This window comes from Streptomyces sp. NPDC096310, assembly GCF_044763125.1.
GTDB lineage: Bacteria > Actinomycetota > Actinomycetes > Streptomycetales > Streptomycetaceae > Streptomyces.
Window position 1 is genome coordinate 496,118 of the sequence record NZ_JBIWFO010000004.1, and the last position, 20,962, is coordinate 517,079.

Below are 20,962 nucleotides of genomic sequence, written 5' to 3' on the forward strand. Positions count from 1 at the left end.
GAACAGGAGGGGCGGACAGAGCTGTGGAATTCACTGGCAGCGGACGATTCGAGGTCCGCGTGACCCCCTCTGACGTGGGCAAACGTGTATCAGTCAGACAACTGACTGAGGAAGGTACGGGCCCGGAGAAGTTCACCGACACGGTGGGCGTTCTCACATCCTGGGACAGTGGTGTGCTGCTCATCACACGACGGACCGGGGAGAGTGTGCGCGTCCCCGAGAGCGCGCTGGTCGCGGGCAAGGTCGTCCCCGCCGCGCCCGCCAGGCGCCGGGGTCCCGCCGCCTCGTTCGAGGAGCTGGCACGGGTCTGTGCCCGCTCCTGGCAGCCGGAGGAGAGCGAGCCGCTGGGTGACTGGCTGCTGAGGGCCGCGTCCGGCTTCACGCGGCGGGCCAACTCGGTCCTGCCCCTCGGCGACCCGGGCATGCCGCTCGACGAGGCATTGGCGCGGGTACGCCAGTGGTACGGGGAGCGGGGGCTGCCCGCGTACATCCAGGCCGCGACCGGCGCCGAGTCCACGCAGGAGCCGCTCTGCGCGGAGCTGGAGCGGCGCGGCTGGCGCTCCGAGGTGACGGCGGAGGTGCGCGTCGGCGCGCTCGCGCCGCTGGCCGACCGGGACGACGATCTCTCCGGCGTACGGCTCGACCGTACGGTCGACGCGGCATGGCTGCGGCGCTACCAGCGCTCCGCCGAGAGGCCGGGGCCCCAGGTGCTCCGGGTGCTGGGCAGCGGCCCCTCGGTGTGGTTCGCGGCCGTCGCCGGGAAGGACGCTCCGCAGGAGGGCGGGACGCCCGCGGCGATCGGCCGGTGTGTGGTCGACGGCCGGTGGGCCGGGTTCATGGCGGTGGAGGTCGACCCCGCGTACCGCCGGCGCGGGCTGGCGACGGCCGTGATGACCGCGCTCGCCCGCCGTGCGCTGGACGAGGGCGCGTCCGCCGCCTGGCTCCAGGTCGAGGCGGAGAACGAGGGCGCGCGGGCCCTGTACGACGGTATGGGCTTCGCCGTCCACCACCGCTACCACCATTTCCGGTCACCGTGAGCGCCGACCGGCGTCGGCGGTTCGCCGAGGAGGCCCGCGCCGACCGCCCCGATCTGGCCACGCTCTGCCTGCTCGTCGGCGCGGAGGGCGAGCCGGACCTCACCGAGCCGGATCTCGATGCCGCCCAGGCCGAGCTGGACCGGCTCGCGGGGCTGCTGCCCTTCGGCGTCACGGGGGCGCGCGCGTGGGCGAGGGCGGTCGGGGAGCTGCTCGGCGGGCGCTGCGGTTTCCACGGCTCCCCCGGCGACTACGAGCGGCTGGAGTCCTCGCTGCTGCCCGCGGTGCTGCGGCGGCGGCACGGGCTGCCGATCCTGCTCTCGGTGGTCTGGATCGAGGTGGCCCGCCGGGCCGGGGCGCCGGTGTACGGGGTGGCGCTGCCCGGCCACTTCGTGGTCGGCTTCGGCGACCCGGCGGAGCGGGTCCTGGCCGATCCGTTCGCCGCCGGCCGCCTGCTGACCAGTGACGACACGGACCTGCTGGTCAGGAGCGTGACGGGGGCGCAGCCCGACCCGGCCTCGTTCCGTCCGGCGGCCGCGCTGGACATCGTGCGGCGCGTCCTGAACAACATCCGCGCCTGGGCGGCGATCCGCCCCGAGCGCACCGATGTGGCCCTCTGGGCCGTCGATCTCTCGCTCCTCCTCCCGTCCCACCCGGCCCGGCTGCGCTACGACCGGGCCCAGTTGCTGGTCCGGCGCGGGGAGTTCCTGAGCGGGGCGGCGGAGATGGAGGAGTACGCGCGGGTGGTGGCGGCGGTGGAGCCTGCCACGGCGGAGGCCATCCGCAGGAAGGCCCGCGCGGCCCGGGCGATGCTGAACTGATCCCCCGGGGGCCGGGGTGGCCCCGTACCGGCGGATACGGCGCTGGGCGGGCCTCCAAGAGACCCGCCCAGCGGCCGGGAACGATCAGGAACAACCGGGAACGCTCTGGAACGATCTGGAGCGATCGGCGTGCGAAACCGATCAGCTCGGGTTGAGATTGATCGTCTGCGTACGCTCCGCGGGGGTCTTGCCGCGCAGCGCCGTCTGCATGGCCTGCGCCACGTCGGCCGAGGAGACCGGGTACTGCTTGCCGTCGCCCTTGGTGATCGTGATGCCGTCGAAGACGCCCTCAAGAAGCTGGTCGATGGCGTTCCTGTCGTAGACCTCGACGAGCTTTCCGTCGACCGCCTTCATCGAGAGGATCTTCGGCAGCGACCTGGCGGGGCCGAACTGGATCTGTTTGCCGCCCGCCTGGATGGTGATCAGACCGGACATCGCGGGCTCGGCGAACTCCCTCATGGCCCGGTCCAGCTCCGCCTGGTCGACGGTCGGCTCACGGGTGACGACGGGCAGCTCGATGCTGTTCGTCCTGCCCGTCTGGACCTGGGCGCGGTAGGCGTCACGGGTCGAGATGATCGAGTGGCTGACGTCCAGCGCCTTGCCGGCCTTGCCGGGTACGGCGACGGCCTTGCCCGGCTCGAACGTGATCGTGCCCTCCGAGGCCGAGCCGGAGGCGCCCGCCAGATCGGTCAGCGCGACGCTGAGCTTCTCGTCGTCGACGGGGATCACCGGTTCGGCGACGCGGGCGCCGCCGAAGAGCGAGCCGATCACCGAGACCGGGTTGTAGTCGCTGCCCGCCGCGTTGCGCACCGTCGCCTGGCTGTCCAGACTCAGGCCCGCCTTGTCGGGGGCCAGCTCCTCCGTCTTGCCGCCGATGCTGAGCCGCAGCGGGGCGGAGGCGCGTTCGCCGAGGGCGCCTTCGAGTTTGTTGACCGCCTGGTCGCGGGTGCCGCCGCCGATGTCGACACCGAGGACCGTGGTGCCCTTCGGTACGTCGGAGTGGTTCATCAGCAGTCCGGCGCCGTAGAGGCCGCCGGCCACCACCACGACGGCGACGGCGAGGAGCGCCAGCTTGGAGCGGCCCTTCTTGGCGGGCGCGGACGAGGAGGAGGACGCGGTTACGGACGGGGACGCCGGGGACGCGGCGCCCGCCGGAGCGGCTGCCTTGCCCGTGGGCGGCGTGGTGCCCACGGCGCCGACCGGGCCGGGGAAGTCGGGGGACGAGAAGTCGTGCTCCCGGCCGAAGGCGCCGGCTCCGTCACCGCCGGGACCGCCGGACCCGACGCCGCCAGGACCCGCGTCGGTCCGCGGACCGTCGGCCCCCGGGCCCGTCCCGGGGAACGGGGTACGGCGCTCCGCCGGCACCACCGGGATGCCGCTGGTGAGCGTGTCGCCCGAGACATGGCCGCCGGGGCCCGGGTCCTGCGCGGGCTGCTGCGGGGTCAGGACGGCGGTGTCGTCGGAGAGCCGGGGTGCACCGATCCGGCCGGTCCCGGGCGGGGTGCCCAGGGACGCCGGAGGGGTGCCGAGCGAGGCGCTGCCGGAGACGGGGCCCGTGGTGGGGCCGCTCGGTCCCGCGCCCGGGGGGCGGGTGCCGAACGCCGGGGTGGTGGGGCCGCCCCCGGTCGCCAGTCCCTCGGCGGCGAGATCGCTGAGCGAGGAGGTGCCGGCACCGCCGATCCGGTGGGATCCGGTGGAGTAGTCGGTGCCGTTGGAGTAATCCGAGCCGTACGGCGACTCCGCGCGGCTCTCCCCGCCCGGCTCCGCCGTCAGCGGCGAGGCCGGGGGGGCCGCAGGTGCCGAGGCGGTGCCGGCGACGGCCGCGGCGCCCGCGCTCATCCCCGCGGCCGTGCCGGTGGCCGCCTTGCGTGGCGCGAACCAGTCGCTGGTCGGCTTGTCCCGGCCGTCACCGTGGTCGCCGTCCGCGCCCTTGCCGGCGCCGGCCGCCGCGCGCTGCTCCCCGACCAGGTCGATCGGCCGGGTCTCGGACATGTCCTGGGCCGCCACGGGCTTCGGTGTGCTGCCCGTGCGCTCGCCGGCCGGGACGCCCCGGCCCTCGGTGCTGTCGACGTCGCTCATGGGCGTCCGCATCACGACGGGCGGGATCGGCCGCGAACCCGGGATGTTGATCCGGATCCGGGTGGTCAGCGTCGTCTCGGTCTTCGGCTCGTCCGGCTGTGCGTCGGACGCGGTCTTTCTCTCCTCCGGAGCGTCCTGCTGGGGATGCAGCGACGGATACTGGCGGGATCCGTACGGCGGTGTCCCCGAGGGGTACGCGGCTCCGCCGCGCCCCTGGGGCCCGGAGGACGAACTGTCAGTTTCACGACTCAAAGCAGGTTCTCCCGGTTGGCTCCGCCGCCCGTTCTTACTGGTACTCAACTGTTCAGGTCCCCCACAGCCGGAGAGCGGGGGGAAGGCCCGGAGCGCGCACCACCATACTGGCCTCCACCGACGGAGACCCGACGACCGTGAGAAGCGATGCTCCGCCGACCGTACGCGCATGGTCAATTCAGCGGCTGCCGGGCTCGTCACTTCCCAAGTCGGCCGGACTTCGTGCCCGGTTGCGGCAACCGCGACATCGTGGCACACATCACAGCCACCACCATGCCGCCGAGCAGGTAGACAAGGGGCCCGGCACCTGCGGCGAAGGCCGCGTCGCCCTCGGCGCGGCCCATGCTCAGCCCGATCGTGGCGATCAGCCAGCCCGCGGCGGGCGCGCCCACCCCGAGCTGGGTGCCGGTCGCGTACAGCCCGCCGAAGAAGGCCCCGGCCGTGGCGAGGAGGGCGAGCGCCAAACCGCCCGGGAACCAGCCGCCTTGGACGAGGGAACCCGCGATCCCGACGAGCGCGCCGAGCAGCGCCAGCGCCAGATACGCGGCGATACGCCCGGGTCTGAAGCTGAGCGGAGCCGTGAGCGGATTCACGGCGGGACCGTCCGGCTCGCGCGTGCTCACGTGTCCGCTCCGGCGTGCGGACCGGCGTCCGCGCCGGTGGCTCCGGCGAAAAGATCGCTCTCACGTTCGCCGGTGGGCGCTCCGGACGTGCCGTGCACCAACTGGTAGTACTCGGTGGCGAAGATCGGCTGACCGAGGTCGTTGGAGAGCGCGAAGAAGGGCCCGTCCACGGCGATCTGGGTGGCGTGGGCGCGCATCGCGGCCGCCTTCCGCCGGTGGTACGGCGCCCCGTCGACCGCCGCGGTGATCTCGTCGTCGGCCACGACGCCCGGAATGTCGTCGATCTCCGCGACACCGGGGAAGTCGGCGCCGGACGCGCGCAGCCGGGTGAAGCCCTCCTCGGCGACCGAGCGCGGGATCCGGTTCCAGTAGATCTTCTCGATGGCGTGCGCCGCGCCCAGCTCCGGACGGTAGGAGGGATCGGCCGCCAGTTCGGCGGCGCGCATGGCGACGCGGTGGGCCTGGATGTGGTCCGGGTGTCCGTACCCGCCGTTGGGGTCGTAGGTGACGAGCACCTGCGGGCGCACCTCGCGGACCACCTCCACGAGGTACGGAGCGGCCTCGTCCACCTCGGTGTGCCAGAACGCGCCCTCGCGGTCGTTCTGCTCCAGGCCCATCATCCCGGAGTCCCGGAACCGGCCGGGGCCGCCGAGGAAGCGGTGGTCGGTGACGCCCAGCTCGCGCATCGCCCCGGCGAGTTCGCCGATGCGGTGGGCGCCGAGCCGGTCCTCCTGGTCGGCCGCCAGGTGGGCGAGTTCGGGCAGGATGACCTCACCCTCCTCGCCGAGGGTGCAGGTCACCAGCGTGACCAGGGCGCCGTCGGCCGCGTACCTGGCCATGGTGGCGCCGTTGTTGATCGACTCGTCGTCGGGGTGCGCGTGCACGAGCAGCAGACGACGAGCGGGGAGATCGGTCATGGGGACAGCCTACGAGGCGGCACCGACAGCCGCCCCGAGAGCCGTCGGGGAGACGTGCGGCGGCGCCGCCGCGAGACGTACGGGAGCACCGGTCGGCGCCCCTCGGCGGGTGGGCGGTGGCGCGGGCCGAGGGGCGGTACCGGATCGAGGACGCGCTCAGCTAAAGAATGGCCGAATACCGTCGACCGGTGGCTAGAACTTGATGCCACCGATCATCCCGGCCACGTTCGTGGTCAGTTCGCTGATGGTGGGAGCGATGGAGGAACTGGCCATGTAGAACCCGAGCAGCATGCAGACCACCGCGTGTCCTGCCTTCAGTCCGGACTTCCGGACCAGCAGGAAGACGATGATCGCCAGCAGCACCACCGCCGAAATCGAGAGTGCCACGGCGGTTCACCTCCATAGATATTCAGTCGGGAAAACGCAGCGTGCATGTGCCCGGCTCATTCATACCCAGCTATCGCTAGGGATCATAACTATCCGTACGTACGCATCGATCGGTGCACGGCAGCACATGGGGGCGCACGGAACTCCGCCGCGGGGGCCGCGAGCCGTTAGGTTCGGTCGCATGACCTTGAGCCCTCCTCCCTCGTTCCCGCGTCAGCACGCCAGGACCCAGCGGTTCACGCTCGGCGCTCCCCGCTCGTTCACGGTCTCCCCGGACGGGGCGCGGGTGGTCTTCCTGCGCTCCACCTCGGGGACGGACCGCGTGAACCGCCTCTGGGTACTCGATCTCGACGGCTCCGCGAAGGGCCAGGAGGGCGCCCGGATCGCCGCCGACCCCGGCGTACTGCTCGGCGGCGCCTCGGAGCGGCTCTCGGCCGAGGAACGGGCCCGGCGCGAGCGCAGCCGGGAGGGCTCTGGAGGGATCGTGGGGTACGCGGTGGACTCCGGGGTCGAGCTGGCCGCGTTCGCCCTCTCAGGGCGCCTCTACGCGGCCGAGCTGCGGGCCGGGACGGCGCGTGAACTCCCCGTGCCGGGGCCGGTGATCGACCCGCGACCCGCGCCGGACGGCCGGCACATCGCCTATGTGTCCGGTGGGGCCCTGAGGGTGATCGGGGCTGACGGGGAAGGCGACCGCGAGCTGGCCGGCCCCCGTACGGAAGCAGCCCTGACCGGACGAGCACTGACGGGAGAAGCCCCGACCGGAGAAGCCGCGAAGGAGGAAGCGGGCGGGAGCGCGGACGTCACCTATGGTCTCGCGGAGTTCATCGCGGCCGAGGAGATGAGCCGTACCCGCGGCTACTGGTGGTCGCCCGCCTCCGACCGGCTGCTCGTCGCGCGCGTGGACACGGCGGACGTACAGCGCTGGTGGATCTCCGACCCGGCCCACCCGGACCGGGAGCCGTCGCGCGTGCCCTACCCGGCGGCCGGTACGCCCAACGCCGACGTACGGCTCTTCCTGGTTCCTTTGACGGACGGCAGGGAGACGGACGGCGCCGGCACGCCTCCCGCGGAGGTGATCTGGGACCGGGCACGTTACCCGTACCTCGCACGCGTCCACTGGTCCGCGGGAGGCGCCCCGCTGCTGCTCGTCCAGAGCAGGGACCAGCGCGGCCATCTCCACCTCACGGTGGACCCGGAGACCGGTGCCACCCGGACCGTGCACCGGGACGAGGATCCCGCGTGGCTCGAACTCTCCCCCGGGGTGCCCGCCTGGGCGCCGGACGGGCGGCTCGTCCGGCTGGCCGACGAAGGGGGCGCGCGGGTCCTGATGGTCGGCGACCGGCCGCTCACCGGGCCGCAGTTGCATGTCAGGGTGGTGCTGGACATCGGCGAGCACGACGTCCTGGTCTCGGCGTCGGCCGGGGAGGAGGCCGCCGGTCCCGAGACCGGCGAGATCCATGTGTACCGCGTCAGCGAGCTGGGCACGGAGCGGTTCTCGGCGGGCCCCGGGGTCCACTCGGCCGTCCGGGCGGGAGAGGTGACCGTCCTGGTGTCGGCCCGCCCCGAGACCGCGGGGGCGTCCGTGGGGGTGTTCCGGGACGGCAAGCAGCTCGCGTCGATCGCCTCGTACGCGGAGGCTCCGGCGCTCACGGCGCACGCGCGGCTCACCGAGGGGGGCGCACGGCGCATTCCGTGCGCCGTCCTGCTCCCCACGGGCTACCAGGAGTCGGACGGCCCGCTCCCCGTCCTGCTCGACCCGTACGGCGGTCCGCACGGCCAGCGTGTGGTCGCCGCCCAGAACGCGTACCTCACCTCGCAGTGGTTCGCCGACCAGGGGTTCGCCGTGCTCGTCGCCGACGGACGCGGCACCCCCGGCCGGTCGCCCGCCTGGGAGAAGTCCGTCCACCGGAATCTGCTGCTCACCCTGGACGACCAGATCGAGGCGCTGCACGATCTCGCCGGCCGGTTCCCGTTCGATCTCGGCCGGGTCGCGATCCGCGGCTGGTCCTACGGCGGCTATCTCTCCGCGCTCGCGGTGCTGCGCCGCCCCGATGTCTTCCACGCGGCGGTCGTCGGCGCGCCCGTCACCGATCTGCGGCTCTACGACACGCATTACATGGAGCGCTATCTCGGCACCCCGCAGGAGGCGCCCGAGGTGTACGCGGCCAACTCGCTGGTGACGGACGACGGGCTCTCGTCCCCGGCGGACCCCGCGCGGCCCATGATGATCATCCATGGGCTGGCCGACGACAATGTGGTGGTCGCCCACTCGCTCAAGCTCTCCGCCGCGCTCCTGGCGGCCGGGCGGCCCCACGAAGTACTGCCGCTCACGGGCGTCACCCATATGACCCCGCAGGAGGAGATCGCGGAGAACCTGCTGCTGCTCCAGGTCGACTTCCTCAAGCGGTCGCTGAACCTCTCGTAAGGACCGGAGCCGTAAGAAGCGCGAGGGAAGGGAAACAGCAACCGGCCGGGACTCCTGGAAGTCCCGGCCGGTTTACGGCACCCGCACGGCCGTACGCTCTACAGCTTGACGGGTCCGTATATCGGTACCGGGTCCGCCAAGTTGCCTACATGTTAACGAAATTGTTGTGTTTTATTGGTTTTTCTCCCTCTCCGCCCCGGTGGGAACGATCTCCCGTTCCGCCGCGAAATGGCAGGCCGAGGGGTGTGCGGCCGGCCCCTCCGCCGCCCTGAAGACCTCCGGCACCGCCAGCGAAGGCACCTCCACCGCGCACCGCTCCCGCGCCTTCCAGCAGCGCGTGCGGAAGCGGCAGCCGGACGGCGGGTTCGCCGGGGACGGCACGTCGCCCGCGAGGATGATCCGGTCCGGGCGCTCACGCGCGGAGGGGTCGGGCAGCGGCACCGCCGACAGCAGCGCCTGGGTGTACGGATGCGTCGGGTGGTCGTAGATCTGCGCGTCCGAGCCGATCTCGGCCAGCCGCCCCAGATACATCACCCCCACCCGGTCGGAGATGTGCCGGACGATCGACAGGTCGTGCGCGATGAAGAGGTACGACAGGTCGAACTCGTGCTGAAGGCGCTCCATCAGATTGATGACCTGTGCCTGGACGGAGACGTCCAGCGCCGAGACCGGCTCGTCGGCGACGATGATCTCCGGCCGGAGCGCGAGACCGCGGGCGATGCCGATGCGCTGGCGCTGACCGCCGGAGAACTGGTGCGGATAGCGGTTGATGTACTCCGGATTGAGCCCGACGACGTCCAGCAGGTCCTGGACCCGGCGCCGCCGGTCGCCCCTCGGGGCCGCCTCGGGATGGATCTCGTACGGCTCCCCGATGATGTCGCCCACCGTCATCCGGGGGTTGAGCGAGGTGTACGGGTCCTGGAACACCATCTGGATGTTGCGCCGTACCGCCTTGAGCGCCCGTCCCGACAGCTTGGTGATGTCCTCGCCCTTGTACCGGATCGCGCCGGACGTCGGACGCTCCAGATGGACCAGCAGCTTCGCCACGGTCGACTTGCCGCAGCCCGACTCCCCCACGATGCCCAGGGTCTCGCCGGCCGCCAGGCCGAAGGAGACACCGTCGACCGCGCGCACCGCGCCGATCTGCCGCCGGAAGAGGATGCCCTGGGTGAGCGGATAGTGCTTGACCAGGTCCCGCACCTCCAGGAGGGGTTCAGCCATCGAGTGTCTCCTTCCAGAAGTAGCAGGCGCTGCGCCGTTCCCCGTCGGCCCCGCCGTCCTCCGTCACCTCGTGGAGCGGCGGCACCTCCGCGCGGCACCGGTCCCGGGCCCTCGGGCAGCGCGGATGGAACGCGCAGCCCGGTGGGATGTGCAGCAGGTTGGGCGGGAGGCCCTTGATCGCGTAGAGCTCGTGGCCCTTCTGGTCCAGGCGCGGGATCGAGTCCAGCAGCCCCCGTGTGTACGGGTGCGCCGGACGCTGGTAGATCTCGTGGACCGGCGCGGTCTCCACGATCCGGCCCGCGTACATCACCGCGATCTTGTCCGCGACATCGGCCACGACGCCGAGGTCGTGGGTGATCAGGATCAGCCCCATGTTCAGCTCGCGCCGGAGTTCCGCCAGGAGATCCATCACCTGGGCCTGCACGGTCACGTCGAGCGCCGTCGTCGGCTCATCCGCGATGATCAGCGCGGGTTCGAGCGCGAGCGCCATGGCGATCATGATGCGCTGGCGCATACCCCCCGAGAACTGGTGCGGGTAGTCGTTCACGCGGTCCCTGGCGGCCGGGATACGGACGCGGTCCATCAGTTCGACGGACTTGGCCCGCGCCTGTTTGCGGCCCATTCCCCGGTGAACCTCGAACATCTCCGCGAGTTGAGCCCCCACCGTGAGCACGGGGTTGAGGGAGGACAGCGCGTCCTGGAAGATCATCGCCATCTCCGCACCGCGGATCCTGCGGCGCTGCTCCTCCTTGAGCCTCAGCAGGTCCCGGCCCCGGAAGAGCACTTCGCCGCCCGTGATCCGGCCGGGCGGGGAGTCCAGGATCCCCATGATCGCCTGGGCGGTGACGGACTTGCCCGAGCCCGACTCTCCGAGCACGGCGAGGGTTTCGCCCGCGGCCACCGCGTAGCTGACGCCGTTGACGGCCTTGGCGGTCCCTTCGCGGGTATGGAACTCCACCTGGAGATCGCGCACTTCGAGCAGGACGGGGGACGGCGGCATGACAGCGGGGCTCCTCAGCGCAGCTTGGGGTCGAGGGCGTCGCGTACCGCGTCGCCGAGCATGATGAACGCGAGCACGGTGACCGCCAGCGCGCCGGCCGGCCAGAGCAGCATGTGCGGGGCGTTACGGATGTACGGGGAGGCGTCCGAGATGTCGATCCCCCAGGAGACCGTCGGGGGTTTGAGGCCCACACCGAGGTACGAGAGGGTCGCCTCCAGTGCGATGAACGTACCGAGGGCGATGGTCGCCACGACGATCACCGGCGCGACCGCGTTGGGCAGCACATGCCGCAGCATCATCCGCGGGCTGGAGGCGCCGAGGGCCCGTGCCGCCTGGACGTAGTCGTTCTGTTTGACGGTGATGACGGAGCCGCGGGCGATCCGGGAGATCTGCGGCCAGCCGAGCAGCACCATGAAGCCGATCACCGGCCAGACGGTGGCGCTGGTCACCACGGACAACAGCACCAGACCGCCGAGGACGACGGGGATCCCGAAGAAGATGTCGGTGACGCGGGAGAGGACCGCGTCCCAGGAGCCGCCGAAGAATCCGGCGAGCCCGCCGAGGACCGAGCCGACGACGGCGACCCCCAGGCTGGCGAGGACGCCGACGACGACGGAGGTCCTGGCGCCGTGGACGGTACGGGTGTAGACGTCGCAGCCCTGTCCGTTGAAGCCGAAGGGGTGGCCGGGACGGGAGCCGTCCTGGGCGTCGGCGAGGTCGCAGGAGAGCGGGTTGCCAGTGGCGATCAGCGACGGCCAGATCGAGATGATCACCAGAAAGATGATGATCAGTCCCGAGATGAGGAAGACCGGGTTGCGCCGGAGGTCCCGCCAGGCGTCGGACCACAGACTGCGCGCCCGGCCCCCGGACCCGCCCGCCGGGCCCCCGGGCCCGCCGTCCTTCTCCAGGGTGAACGCCTCGCTGGTGGCGAGGTCCATCGCACCGCCGGCGCCGGTCGCGGCGATGGAGCCACCGCCGGACGAGGCACCGCCGGGACCGCCGGGGCCTGGGCCGCCGGGACCGGGGCCACCGCCGCCGGGACCACCTCGGCCGGCGGGACCGCCGGCACCGGAACCGGCTCCTTCGGGGCGCGGGCGCTGCGGGTCAGGCATACCGGATCCTCGGGTCGAGTACGGCGTACAACAGGTCGACCAGCAGGTTCGCCACCAGGAAGACGATGACGAGCACGGTCACGAAGCCGACGACGGTCTGGGTGTTCTGACGCAGAATCCCCTGGTAGAGCTGGAATCCGACGCCGTGGATGTTGAAGATCCGCTCGGTGACGATGGCGCCGCCCATCAGGGCCCCGATGTCCGTACCGATGAAGGTGACCACCGGGATCAGTGAATTGCGCAGCAGATGTCTGACGATCACCCGCCGCCGGGGCAGCCCCTTGGCGACGGCCGTACGGACGTAGTCGGAGCGGGCGTTCTCCGCGATGGACGTCCGGGTGAGCCGGGTGACGTACGCGAGGGAGACGGAGGCGAGCACCAGCCCCGGCAGGATCAGCTCGTCGAGCGGCGCCGTCGGTGAGACCGAGGGTTCGACGATCTTCCACCGCACCCCGAAGAGGAGTTGGGCCAGCAGTCCGGTGACGAACGTCGGTACGGCGATGACGACGAGCGTCAGCAGCAGGACGGAGGTGTCGACCGGGCGGCCCCGGCGCAGTCCGGTGATCACACCGAAGACGATCCCGACCAGGATCTCGAAGAAGATCGCGACGAGCGTCAGCCGGATGGTGATCGGGAAGGCGGAGGCCATCAGGTCGATGACCTTCTGCCCGTTGAAGGCGGTGCCGAAGTCTCCCGAGAAGACATGGCCCATGTAGGTGAGGTACTGCTGCCAGACGGGCCGGTCGAGGCCGAAGTCCTCGCGGAGCCTGGCCTCGGTGGCGGGGTCGCACTGCCGGTCGCCGCAGAGGCCCGCGACGGGGTCGCCCATCACATTGACCATCAGGAAGATCAGCAGCGTGGCGCCGATGAAGACCGGGATCATCTGGAGCAGACGCCGGATCACATAACGTCCCATACGGGGCTCCGGGGGGAGAGTCGAACGGTGGCCGCGGGGCTGCGTTCCGGCGTCAGTGGACGGTGATCTCGCTGTAGACCGGGACGCTGAACGGGTTGAGCGCCACGTGCGAGACGCGGTCCGAGTAGCCCGCGCTGCCGTTCTGGTACCAGAGCGGGATGGCCGCCATCTGATCCCGTACGACACCTTCGGCCCGCTGGAACTTGTCGATCGCCGCCTTCGTGTCGGCCTCGGCGTTGGCCTCGTTGATCAGCTGGTCGAATCGCGGGTTGCTCCACTTGCCGTCGTTGGACGAGGCGTTGGTGTAGTAGAGCGGCTGGAGGAAGTTCTGGATCAGCGGGTAGTCCATCTGCCAGCCCGCGCGGAAGGGCCCGGTGAGCTTCCTCCGCCCGATCTGGTTGCGGAAGTCCGCGAAGGTGCCGACGGGGCTGCCGACGCACGCCTTGTCCTGGCCCAGCGCGTTGTTGATGCTGTTGCAGACGGCGTCGACCCACTCCTTGTGGGAGCCGGTGTCCGCGTTGTACGTGACCTTCAGCCGGCCGCCGGGGATGCCGCCGCCCTCCTGGACCAGCTTTTTCGCGGCGGCCGCGTCGTACTCGCACGCCGCGCCGCAGAGCCCGGCCCGGTAGCCGCCGTCCGCGCCGAGCACCGGTGAGGTCCAGTCGGTGGCCGGGGTACGGGTCTTGCGGAAGATGGTCTCGGTGATCTGCTCGCGGTTGATCGCCCGGGAGAGCCCGGTGCGGACCTTGACGGCCTTCGCGGTGTTCCAGCGCTTGTCGTAGTAAGGGAAGGCGAGGGTCTGGATGATGCCGGCGGGGGTGTTGATGTACCGGCCGTTCAGATCGGACCTCACGTTCTTGAGCTGCGCGGCCGGGACGTCGTCGACCAGGTCGAGATTGCGCGCGACGAGGTCCGTGTAGGCGGTGTTGTTGTCGGTGTAGACCACGAGGTCCACACCGCCGTTGCGCGCCTTGTCCGCGCCGGGGTACGCCTTCCAGGTGCGCAGCGACATCTGGGAGCCCTTGGTGTACCGCTCTACCGTGTACGGGCCGTTGCCGACCGGCTTGGCGAGCCATGCCGCGTGGCGCTCGTGGAACGCCCTGGGCAGCGGCGCGAAGGCCGCGTACCCGAGGGTGTCGGGCCAGGTGGAGAAGCGCTGCGACAGCTTGACGGTGAAGGTGCGCGGCCCGGTGACCTTCAGACCGGAGAGGGTCGGGGCGGTGGGCGCGCCGGAGACCGGGTGGACCTTGTCGTATCCGTCGATGTACTGGAAGAAGTAGGCGTTCTTCTGGTTGTTCTTGAGGTTGGCGCCGTAGTTCCACGCGTCCACGAAGGACTTGGCGGTGACCTTCTCGCCGTCGCTGAAGGTCCAGCCGTCCTTGACGGTGACCGTGAAGTGCGTCGAGTCCGTGGTCTCGATCCTCTCGGCCAGCGCGTCCTCGGCCTTGCCCGTCCTCGGGTCGTACCGCTTCAGCCCGCGGAAGATCATGTCGAGGACCTTGCCGCCCTGGACCTCGTTGGTGTTCGCGGGCTCCAGCGGGTTCTGCGGATCCCCCCAGGAGGAGCGCACCACCCCGTCCGCACCGCCACGAGCGCCGCTGTCTCCCCCGCCGCACGCCGTCGCCGCGAGGATGACGGCCACCACGCAGGCGGCCCACTTGGGGTGCGTCGGCGTAGCTCCTCGCATGAAGGTCCTCCTCGGAGTGGTCGGGCTCAGCCGAGGGACAATATCCACCCATAGAGCGCAATACGCCCATGCGACTCACCTGAACGGACGGATCCCCCTCCGGATGTACGCATACCGGTGAGCGACACGCGGGCGCACCGGGAGGCCGGTTGCCTTTCGGTCGGGTCATGACAGGAGCGCATTCGCACCAACGGTTGACCATGCGCGCACCAAGCCGCAAAAGAGGCATTCAAGGCCACGAAGAATTCATTGACCGTGCATGTATCCGATTGAAAAAGTCCTTTTAATCCGCGGATCTGACCGTGGAGTCTTCGATCTCTTCCGGCCAGGAGCATCATGACCTCCGCACCCTCTCCGGCCGCCGTCCCTCTGGAGACGGCCGCCGGCCACGGCGGCCCCCCGCCGGCGTCCGCGGCGCCGAGAAGCGGAGCCGGCCGCTCCCCGGGACAGCTCGCCCTGCGGCGCTTCCGGCGCGACCGTACGGGCGTCGTCTCGGCCTGTGTTGTCGCCTTCTTCTTCGCGGTGGCCGTCTGCGCCCCGCTGATCGCCCGGCTCTACGGGAAGAATCCGTACGACACCTACGGCCAGGACAACCCCGGCCTCCTCAACGACTTCGGCTTCCCGGTCCGCCCCAACGGCGGTATCAGTGGCCAGTACTGGTTCGGCATCGAACCCGGGCTCGGCCGGGACGTCTTCACCTTCCTGCTGTACGGGATCCGCAACTCGCTGCTGATCGCCACCGTGACCACGCTGCTGGTGGCGGTGTTCGGGGTCGTCATCGGGGTCACGGCGGGCTACCTCGGCGGGAAGACGGACTACCTCGTCGGCCGGGTCATCGACATCCTGCTGGCGTTCCCCTCGACGCTGTTCTTCATCGCCTTCTGGCCGGTGCTGATCTCGATCCTGGTCTCGCCCGAGGAGAACACCCCGGTCTGGCTCACCGTCGTCTCGCTGATCTCGGTGATGACCGCCTTCGGCTGGGCCCCCATCGCCCGGCTGCTGCGCGGTGAGGTACTCGCCCTGCGCGAGAGGGAGTTCGTGGAGGCGGCCAAGGTGACCGGCGCGTCCCCGGCGCGGATCATCTTCCGGGAACTGCTCCCCAACCTGTGGACGCCGATCCTCATCCAGGCGACCCTCGCGCTCCCCCTCTTCGTCACCACCGAGGCGGGGCTCGCCTTCCTCGGCGTGGGGCTCAGCTCACCGACCCCCGACTGGGGCGTGATGATCCAGCGCGGCTCGAACGTGTACCAGAACGACATCACCTTCCTGCTCTTCCCGGGGCTCGCGATGGTGATCTTCGTGATCGCCTTCAACCTCCTCGGCGACTCGGTACGCGACGCGCTGGACCCGAAGACCAGGCGCTGACCCCCGCGCACCGCGCCGCCATACCTCCCGCACCCCCCGCACCCGTGCCCCCGTACCGGTGCACCCGTGCCCCCGTACCGCAGAACCCCATTCGGCTCCACCGACCCTCGACAGGGCAGGAATCGTATGTCCCTCTCCCGCAGAAACTTCGTCATCGCCACCTCCGTCGCCGCCGGGGGCTCCGCACTCCTCGCCGCGTGCAGCAGCGGCGACGCCGGCTCCGGCGGACCCGGCGGCAGCGATTCGGGGAGCGGCGGCGACGCGGGCTCCACGACGTACACCGGCAGTACGGTCGCCATCGGCACCGCCGCCGACTCCACCGGGCCCGCCCCGGCCGTCGCCGGGTCGCGCGAGGGCGGCACGATCCGCGGCATCGGCCCCGACGACTTCTCCCATCTCGACCCGCAGCGCATCTACTTCTCCTGGAACTCCACGGTCGGCAACCTCTACATCCGCTGCCTCACCGGCTACAGGATCGCGCCGGACGGCTCCATGAAGCTGGTCGGCGACCTCGCCACCGACGCCGGCACCCTGTCCGACGGCGGGAAGACCTGGACGTTCACCCTCAAGGACGGCCTCACGTGGGAGGACGGCAGTGAACTGACCGTCGACGACGTACGCCACGGCATCGAGCGGGGCTTCGCGAGCTTCACCACCGAGGGCGCCGGCTATCTCCAGACCGCGCTGACCGGCTCCACCGACTTCCGGGCCGCGTACAAGGGCCCGTACGGCGGCAAGCACCTCGACTCCGTCGTCACCGACGCGCGCCGGAAGACCATCACCTTCCATCTGAAGCTGGCCCGCCCGGACCTCAACTTCACGCTGGCGATGCACTCGTACGGCGCCGTACCGGTCAAGCTGGACACCAAGGAGAAGTACGACAAGGACCCGGTCTCGGCCGGACCGTACAAGCTCACCCAGCACGCGGTCGACAAGTCGATGACCCTCACGCGCAATCCGCACTGGGACGAGCGGACGGACGCGATCCGCACCGCCTACCCGGACAGCTTCGCCTTCGAGTTCGGCCCGCAGGCGCTCGCGGCCTCGGACCGGCTGATCGCCGACTCGGGCGACGACCAGTACGCGGTCATGGCGTACAGCGGGGTGCCGGCCGAGCGTATCCAGAAGGTCCTCACGGACCCCGCCCTGAAGAAACGCACCATCAACGGCCTGCTCACCGGCCTCTACTACTACGCCATCAACACCCGGCGCATCCCCGACCTGAAGGTGCGCCAGGCCCTCATCCACGCCTGGCCGCTGGAGCAGATCCGGCAGATCTACGGCGGCCCGTCCGCGGGCGACATCGCGACGACGATCCTCAGCCCGGACATCCTCGGGCGCGAGAAGTTCGACGTCTACGGGAAGCTGAAGAAGCCGCAGGGCGACCCGGCGACCGCGAGGAAGCTGCTCAAGGAGGCCGGCAGGTCCGGCCAGAAGATCGTCTACGCCTTCCCGCAGGGCGACAACTACGACAAGACCAAGGTCGTCATCGAGAACGCGCTGACGAAGGCGGGGTTCAACCCCGTCATCAAGCCGCTCGACTCCACCAGTTACTACGACCAGGTCCAGCAGATCGACAACCAGTTCGACGTGATGTGGTTCGGCTGGGCCCCGGACTGGCCCACCGGCTACACCCTGATCCAGCCGCTCTTCGACAGCGGCACGATCGCCAACGGCGCCAACAACATCTCCCAGCTCAGGGTCGGCTGGGTGGACGCGGCCATCAAGAAGGACGTGGTGATCGCGGACCCGAAGCAGGCGGGGAAGGCATGGGCCGCGCTGGACCGGCGGATCATGACCGAGGAGGCGCCGATCATCCCGGAGACGTATCAGCGCCGCTTCTACCTGGCCGGTTCGAAGGTCGGCGGGGCGCTCTTCGACCCGCTGTTCTCGGCGGCGGTGCTCTACAAGCTGTACGCGAGGTCCTGAGAGACCTGGAGGGAACCTGAGGACCTGAGGGAATTACGCCATGTTCCGCTTCCTGGTGCGCCGCACGCTCGGCGCCGCGGTGATCCTGCTGATCATCAGCGCCTTCACCTTCGTCCTCTTCTACGTCGCGCCCCGCGACCCCGCGCGGGTCGCCTGCGGCAAGGTCTGCACCCCCGAGACGCTGGCGCTCGTACGGCGCAACCTGGGCATCGCCGATCCGCTGCCCGTGCAGTACTGGCACTGGCTCCAGGCGGTGTTCACCGGCCGCGACTACGCGTCGTTCGGGCACTGTCCCGCCCCGTGCCTCGGCTACTCGTTCCACAACCGCGAGCCCGTCCTCTCCACCATCCTCGACCGCTTCCCGACCACGCTGTCGCTCTCCCTCGGCAGCGCCGTCGTCTTCGTGGTGCTGGGCGTGGGGGCGGGCATGCTCGCGGCGGTCAAGCAGGGCAAGGCGCTGGACAAGGTGGCCTCCTCGGCCTCGCTGGTCGGCTCCTCGCTCCAGATCTACATCGTCGGGGTGGTCGCCATGTACTACCTGACCGACCAGTGGCACATCCTGAGCCGCCCCCAGGATGTCCCGATCACCCAGGACCCGGCGGGCTGGTTCCAGGGGCTGCTGCTGCCCTGGTTCGTCCTCGCGCTGATCTTCACCGCCAACTACACACGGATGGCCCGCTCCCAGTTGGTCGAGACGCTCAGCGAGGACTACGTACGGACGGCACGCGCCAAGGGCCTCTCGCGCCGCACGGTCTTCTTCCGCTTCGCCTGGCGGGGCGCCATGGGGCCGATCGTCACCATCTTCGGGCTGGACATCGGCGCGCTGCTGGGCGGCGCCATCATCACCGAGCAGACGTTCAACCTGCACGGCATCGGGGCGCTCTCCGTCAAGGCCGTACAGGACAACGACCTGCCGCTGCTGCTCGGGGTCGTCCTCGTCGCCGCGGGCGCGATCGTCGTCTTCAACATCGTCGTCGACGCCGTGTACGCCGTCATCGACCCGCGCGTACGCCTCGCGTAGAAGGGCACCCCATGACCGTCTCCCCCTTCCTCTCCGTCCGCGACCTGCGGGTGCACTTCGCCACCGAGGACGGCACCGTACGCGCCGTCGACGGGCTCTCCTTCGACGTCGCGCGCGGCAGGACCCTCGGGATCGTCGGCGAGTCGGGCTCCGGCAAGTCCGTCACCAACCTGGCGATCCTGGGCCTGCACGACCCCGACCGCACGACCATCGACGGGGAGATCCTGCTCGAAGGACGCGACCTGCTCACCACGGGCGAACGCCGGCTCGAAGGGCTGCGCGGCAACACGATGGCCATGATCTTCCAGGACGCGCTGGCCTCGCTCTCGCCGTACCACACGATCGGCCGGCAGATCGCGGAGACGTACCGCAAACACACCGGCGCCTCCCGGAAGGCCGCCCGCGCGCGGGCCGTCGAGATGCTGGGGCGCGTCGGGATACCGCAGCCGGACGTACGGGCGGACGACTACCCGCACCAGTTCTCCGGCGGGATGCGCCAGCGCGCGATGATCGCGATGGCGCTGGTCTGCGACCCCGCACTGCTGATCGCGGACGAGCCGACGACCGCGCTGGACGTCACCGTGCAGGCCCAGATCATGGATCTGCTGAAGGACCTCCAGCGGGAGACCGGCACCGCGATCATCTTCATCACCCACGACCTGGGCGTGATCGCCGACATCGCGGACGACGTCCTCGTGATGTACGGCGGCCGGTGCGTGGAGCGCGGTACGAAGAAGGAGGTCCTGCGCGCCCCCCAACACCCGTACACCTGGGGCCTTCTGGGCTCCATGCCGAGCCTCGACTCCCCGGTGGACATACCGCTCGCCCCCATCCCCGGCACCCCGCCCAGCCTCCTCGACCCGCCCGGCGGCTGCCGCTTCCACCCGCGCTGCGCCTTCACCGAACAGGTGGGCGGCGCGCTCTGCGCGACCCGGCTGCCACCGCTGGAACCGGTGACGGGCCACGGGGCGGCCTGCCACCTGGACGCCGCCCAACGGGTCGAGTTCTCGGCCGACTTCGCGGGAGCGGGCCCGGCATGACGCGCAGGGAAGCTCACGCCCCCCAGGAAGGCACCCGGACCCCCATGACCACCACGCCCCTCCTCAACGTCGCCGGCCTCGTCAAGCACTTCCCGATCACCGGCGGCTTCCCGATCCGGCGTACGGTCGGCGCGGTCCAGGCCGTGGACGGCCTCGACTTCACGGTCGCGGAGGGCGAGAGCCTGGGCCTGGTCGGCGAGTCCGGCTGCGGCAAGTCGACCACGGGCCGGCTCATCACCCGCCTCCTGGAACCGAGCGGCGGCCGGATCACCTACCGCGGCCAGGACATCACGCACGCCTCGCGCAAGAGGCTCGCGCCGGTGCGCCCCGAGATCCAGATGATCTTCCAGGACCCGTATGCCTCGCTCAACCCGCGGCAGACGGTCGGCCGGATCATCGCCGGGCCGATGGAGATCAACGGCATCGATCCGCCGGGCGGCCGGGAGAGACGCGTACGCGAACTCCTCGACACGGTCGGCCTCAACCCCGAGCACTACAACCGCTTCCCGCACGAGTTCTCCGGCGGCCAGCGCCAGCGCATCGGCGTGGCCAGGGCGCTCGCCCTGCGCCCTAAGCTGATCGTGGCCGACGAGCCGGTCTCGGCGCTGGACGTCTCGATCCAGGCACAGGTGGTCAATCTGCTCCAGCAGCTCCAGCGGGAGCTGGGCATCGCCTTCGTCTTCATCGCCCACGACCTCGCCGTCGTACGTCACTTCTCGCAGCGCGTGGCGGTGATGTACCTGGGCCGGATCGTGGAGATCGCGGACCGGGACGAGTTGTACGGCGCCCCGCGCCACCCGTACACCAGGGCGCTGCTCTCGGCGGTCCCGGCGACAACACTCCCGGACGACACCGCCCCGCCCCCCGCCCGTATCCGCCTGAAGGGCGAGGTCCCGTCCCCGGTCCACCCGCCCTCGGGCTGCCGCTTCCGCACCCGCTGCTGGAAGGCGACGGACCACTGCGCGACGACGACGCCCCCACTGGTCCGGCCGGAGGGCAGCCGGGAGGGCCACCTGACGGCATGCCACTACCCGGAGCCGCTGCCGCCGTCGCGTACCGGTCCGCCGGCGCCGGTGCGGGTCCCGGCGGCCCCTCGGCCTTCCTCTTCCTGACCCGAGCCCGGACGACCGGTC

General features: G+C 70.7%; 17 protein-coding genes. 8 read left to right on the forward strand and 9 right to left on the reverse strand.

Translation table 11 applies throughout. The annotated features are described in order from the left end of the window. The first annotated feature begins 23 nt into the window (after positions 1-23). Positions 24-1,037, forward strand: a complete 1,014-nt coding sequence (locus tag ACIQ7D_RS13175; protein WP_403936796.1) for a GNAT family N-acetyltransferase — start codon at positions 24-26, stop codon at positions 1,035-1,037. Then, a complete protein-coding gene (locus ACIQ7D_RS13180) occupies positions 1,034-1,855 on the forward strand; it encodes a tetratricopeptide repeat protein (protein WP_403936797.1) in 822 nt (273 codons plus the stop codon). The genes ACIQ7D_RS13175 and ACIQ7D_RS13180 overlap by 4 nt, the downstream gene beginning before the upstream one ends. A gap of 141 nt (positions 1,856-1,996) precedes the next feature. Here ACIQ7D_RS13180 and ACIQ7D_RS13185 read toward each other — a convergent pair whose 3' ends face one another. From ACIQ7D_RS13185 to ACIQ7D_RS13200, 4 genes are all read right to left on the reverse strand, one after another. Further along, positions 1,997-4,186 (reverse strand): hypothetical protein, encoded by a 2,190-nt coding sequence (locus ACIQ7D_RS13185; protein ID WP_403936799.1) that lies wholly within the window; start codon positions 4,184-4,186, stop codon positions 1,997-1,999. A gap of 197 nt (positions 4,187-4,383) precedes the next feature. Then, positions 4,384-4,809: a DUF6113 family protein gene (locus tag ACIQ7D_RS13190; protein ID WP_403936801.1), complete on the reverse strand. Its 426-nt coding sequence runs from the start codon at positions 4,807-4,809 to the stop codon at positions 4,384-4,386. After that, positions 4,806-5,726: an N-acetyl-1-D-myo-inositol-2-amino-2-deoxy-alpha-D-glucopyranoside deacetylase gene (gene mshB, locus ACIQ7D_RS13195; RefSeq protein ID WP_403936803.1), complete on the reverse strand. Its 921-nt coding sequence runs from the start codon at positions 5,724-5,726 to the stop codon at positions 4,806-4,808. The genes ACIQ7D_RS13190 and mshB overlap by 4 nt, the downstream gene beginning before the upstream one ends. A 192-nt stretch (positions 5,727-5,918) precedes the next feature. Continuing rightward, positions 5,919-6,113 (reverse strand): hypothetical protein, encoded by a 195-nt coding sequence (locus ACIQ7D_RS13200; RefSeq protein WP_329829152.1) that lies wholly within the window; start codon positions 6,111-6,113, stop codon positions 5,919-5,921. A gap of 181 nt (positions 6,114-6,294) precedes the next feature. Between ACIQ7D_RS13200 and ACIQ7D_RS13205 the strand changes: the two genes are divergently transcribed. Next, positions 6,295-8,538, forward strand: a complete 2,244-nt coding sequence (locus tag ACIQ7D_RS13205; RefSeq protein ID WP_403936805.1) for a prolyl oligopeptidase family serine peptidase — start codon at positions 6,295-6,297, stop codon at positions 8,536-8,538. 171 nt (positions 8,539-8,709) lie between these two features. Here ACIQ7D_RS13205 and ACIQ7D_RS13210 read toward each other — a convergent pair whose 3' ends face one another. The 5 genes from ACIQ7D_RS13210 to ACIQ7D_RS13230 all read right to left on the reverse strand — a co-directional run bounded on the left by ACIQ7D_RS13210 (position 8,710) and on the right by ACIQ7D_RS13230 (position 14,474). Then, the gene (locus tag ACIQ7D_RS13210) at positions 8,710-9,759 is read right to left on the reverse strand and encodes an ABC transporter ATP-binding protein (protein ID WP_403936807.1); all 1,050 of its coding nucleotides are present in this window, start codon (positions 9,757-9,759) and stop codon (positions 8,710-8,712) included. Further along, positions 9,752-10,759 (reverse strand): ABC transporter ATP-binding protein, encoded by a 1,008-nt coding sequence (locus ACIQ7D_RS13215; RefSeq protein WP_403936809.1) that lies wholly within the window; start codon positions 10,757-10,759, stop codon positions 9,752-9,754. The genes ACIQ7D_RS13210 and ACIQ7D_RS13215 overlap by 8 nt, the downstream gene beginning before the upstream one ends. A 14-nt stretch (positions 10,760-10,773) precedes the next feature. Beyond that, positions 10,774-11,697: an ABC transporter permease gene (locus ACIQ7D_RS13220; protein WP_403937010.1), complete on the reverse strand. Its 924-nt coding sequence runs from the start codon at positions 11,695-11,697 to the stop codon at positions 10,774-10,776. Positions 11,698-11,863: 166 nt separating this feature from the next. Beyond that, a complete protein-coding gene (locus tag ACIQ7D_RS13225; RefSeq protein ID WP_403936811.1) occupies positions 11,864-12,787 on the reverse strand; it encodes an ABC transporter permease in 924 nt (307 codons plus the stop codon). Between the two features lie 52 nt (positions 12,788-12,839). After that, positions 12,840-14,474: an ABC transporter substrate-binding protein gene (locus ACIQ7D_RS13230; RefSeq protein WP_403936813.1), complete on the reverse strand. Its 1,635-nt coding sequence runs from the start codon at positions 14,472-14,474 to the stop codon at positions 12,840-12,842. A gap of 336 nt (positions 14,475-14,810) precedes the next feature. Here ACIQ7D_RS13230 and ACIQ7D_RS13235 point away from each other — a divergent pair, with 336 nt between their 5' ends. The 5 genes from ACIQ7D_RS13235 (at position 14,811) to ACIQ7D_RS13255 (ending at position 20,941) form a co-directional block, all read left to right on the forward strand. Further along, complete coding sequence (locus ACIQ7D_RS13235; protein ID WP_403936815.1) at positions 14,811-15,839, forward strand: ABC transporter permease; 1,029 nt, start codon at positions 14,811-14,813, stop codon at positions 15,837-15,839. A 126-nt stretch (positions 15,840-15,965) separates the two neighbouring features. Then, positions 15,966-17,768: an ABC transporter substrate-binding protein gene (locus ACIQ7D_RS13240; protein WP_403936817.1), complete on the forward strand. Its 1,803-nt coding sequence runs from the start codon at positions 15,966-15,968 to the stop codon at positions 17,766-17,768. Positions 17,769-17,808: 40 nt separating this feature from the next. Next, a complete protein-coding gene (locus tag ACIQ7D_RS13245; RefSeq protein ID WP_403936818.1) occupies positions 17,809-18,789 on the forward strand; it encodes an ABC transporter permease in 981 nt (326 codons plus the stop codon). Between the two features lie 11 nt (positions 18,790-18,800). Continuing rightward, complete coding sequence (locus ACIQ7D_RS13250; protein WP_403936820.1) at positions 18,801-19,829, forward strand: ABC transporter ATP-binding protein; 1,029 nt, start codon at positions 18,801-18,803, stop codon at positions 19,827-19,829. 44 nt (positions 19,830-19,873) lie between these two features. Continuing rightward, the gene (locus ACIQ7D_RS13255; protein ID WP_403936822.1) at positions 19,874-20,941 is read left to right on the forward strand and encodes an ABC transporter ATP-binding protein; all 1,068 of its coding nucleotides are present in this window, start codon (positions 19,874-19,876) and stop codon (positions 20,939-20,941) included. Positions 20,942-20,962 lie beyond the last annotated feature (21 nt).

Excerpts from the sequence above, each read along its gene's own strand:
- ACIQ7D_RS13220 (WP_403937010.1), bottom strand. The coding sequence starts at position 11,697 with ATGGACCTCGCCACCAGCGAGGCGTTCACCCTGGAGAAGGACGGCGGG.
- ACIQ7D_RS13235 (WP_403936815.1), top strand. The coding sequence starts at position 14,811 with ATGACCTCCGCACCCTCTCCGGCCGCCGTCCCTCTGGAGACGGCCGCC.
- ACIQ7D_RS13245 (WP_403936818.1), top strand. The coding sequence starts at position 17,809 with ATGTTCCGCTTCCTGGTGCGCCGCACGCTCGGCGCCGCGGTGATCCTG.
- ACIQ7D_RS13205 (WP_403936805.1), top strand. The coding sequence starts at position 6,295 with ATGACCTTGAGCCCTCCTCCCTCGTTCCCGCGTCAGCACGCCAGGACC.
- ACIQ7D_RS13240 (WP_403936817.1), top strand. The coding sequence starts at position 15,966 with ATGTCCCTCTCCCGCAGAAACTTCGTCATCGCCACCTCCGTCGCCGCC.
- ACIQ7D_RS13225 (WP_403936811.1), bottom strand. The coding sequence starts at position 12,787 with ATGGGACGTTATGTGATCCGGCGTCTGCTCCAGATGATCCCGGTCTTC.
- ACIQ7D_RS13230 (WP_403936813.1), bottom strand. The coding sequence starts at position 14,474 with ATGCGAGGAGCTACGCCGACGCACCCCAAGTGGGCCGCCTGCGTGGTG.
- ACIQ7D_RS13215 (WP_403936809.1), bottom strand. The coding sequence starts at position 10,759 with ATGCCGCCGTCCCCCGTCCTGCTCGAAGTGCGCGATCTCCAGGTGGAG.
- ACIQ7D_RS13255 (WP_403936822.1), top strand. The coding sequence starts at position 19,874 with ATGACCACCACGCCCCTCCTCAACGTCGCCGGCCTCGTCAAGCACTTC.
- ACIQ7D_RS13210 (WP_403936807.1), bottom strand. The coding sequence starts at position 9,759 with ATGGCTGAACCCCTCCTGGAGGTGCGGGACCTGGTCAAGCACTATCCG.
- ACIQ7D_RS13250 (WP_403936820.1), top strand. The coding sequence starts at position 18,801 with ATGACCGTCTCCCCCTTCCTCTCCGTCCGCGACCTGCGGGTGCACTTC.
- mshB (WP_403936803.1), bottom strand. The coding sequence starts at position 5,726 with ATGACCGATCTCCCCGCTCGTCGTCTGCTGCTCGTGCACGCGCACCCC.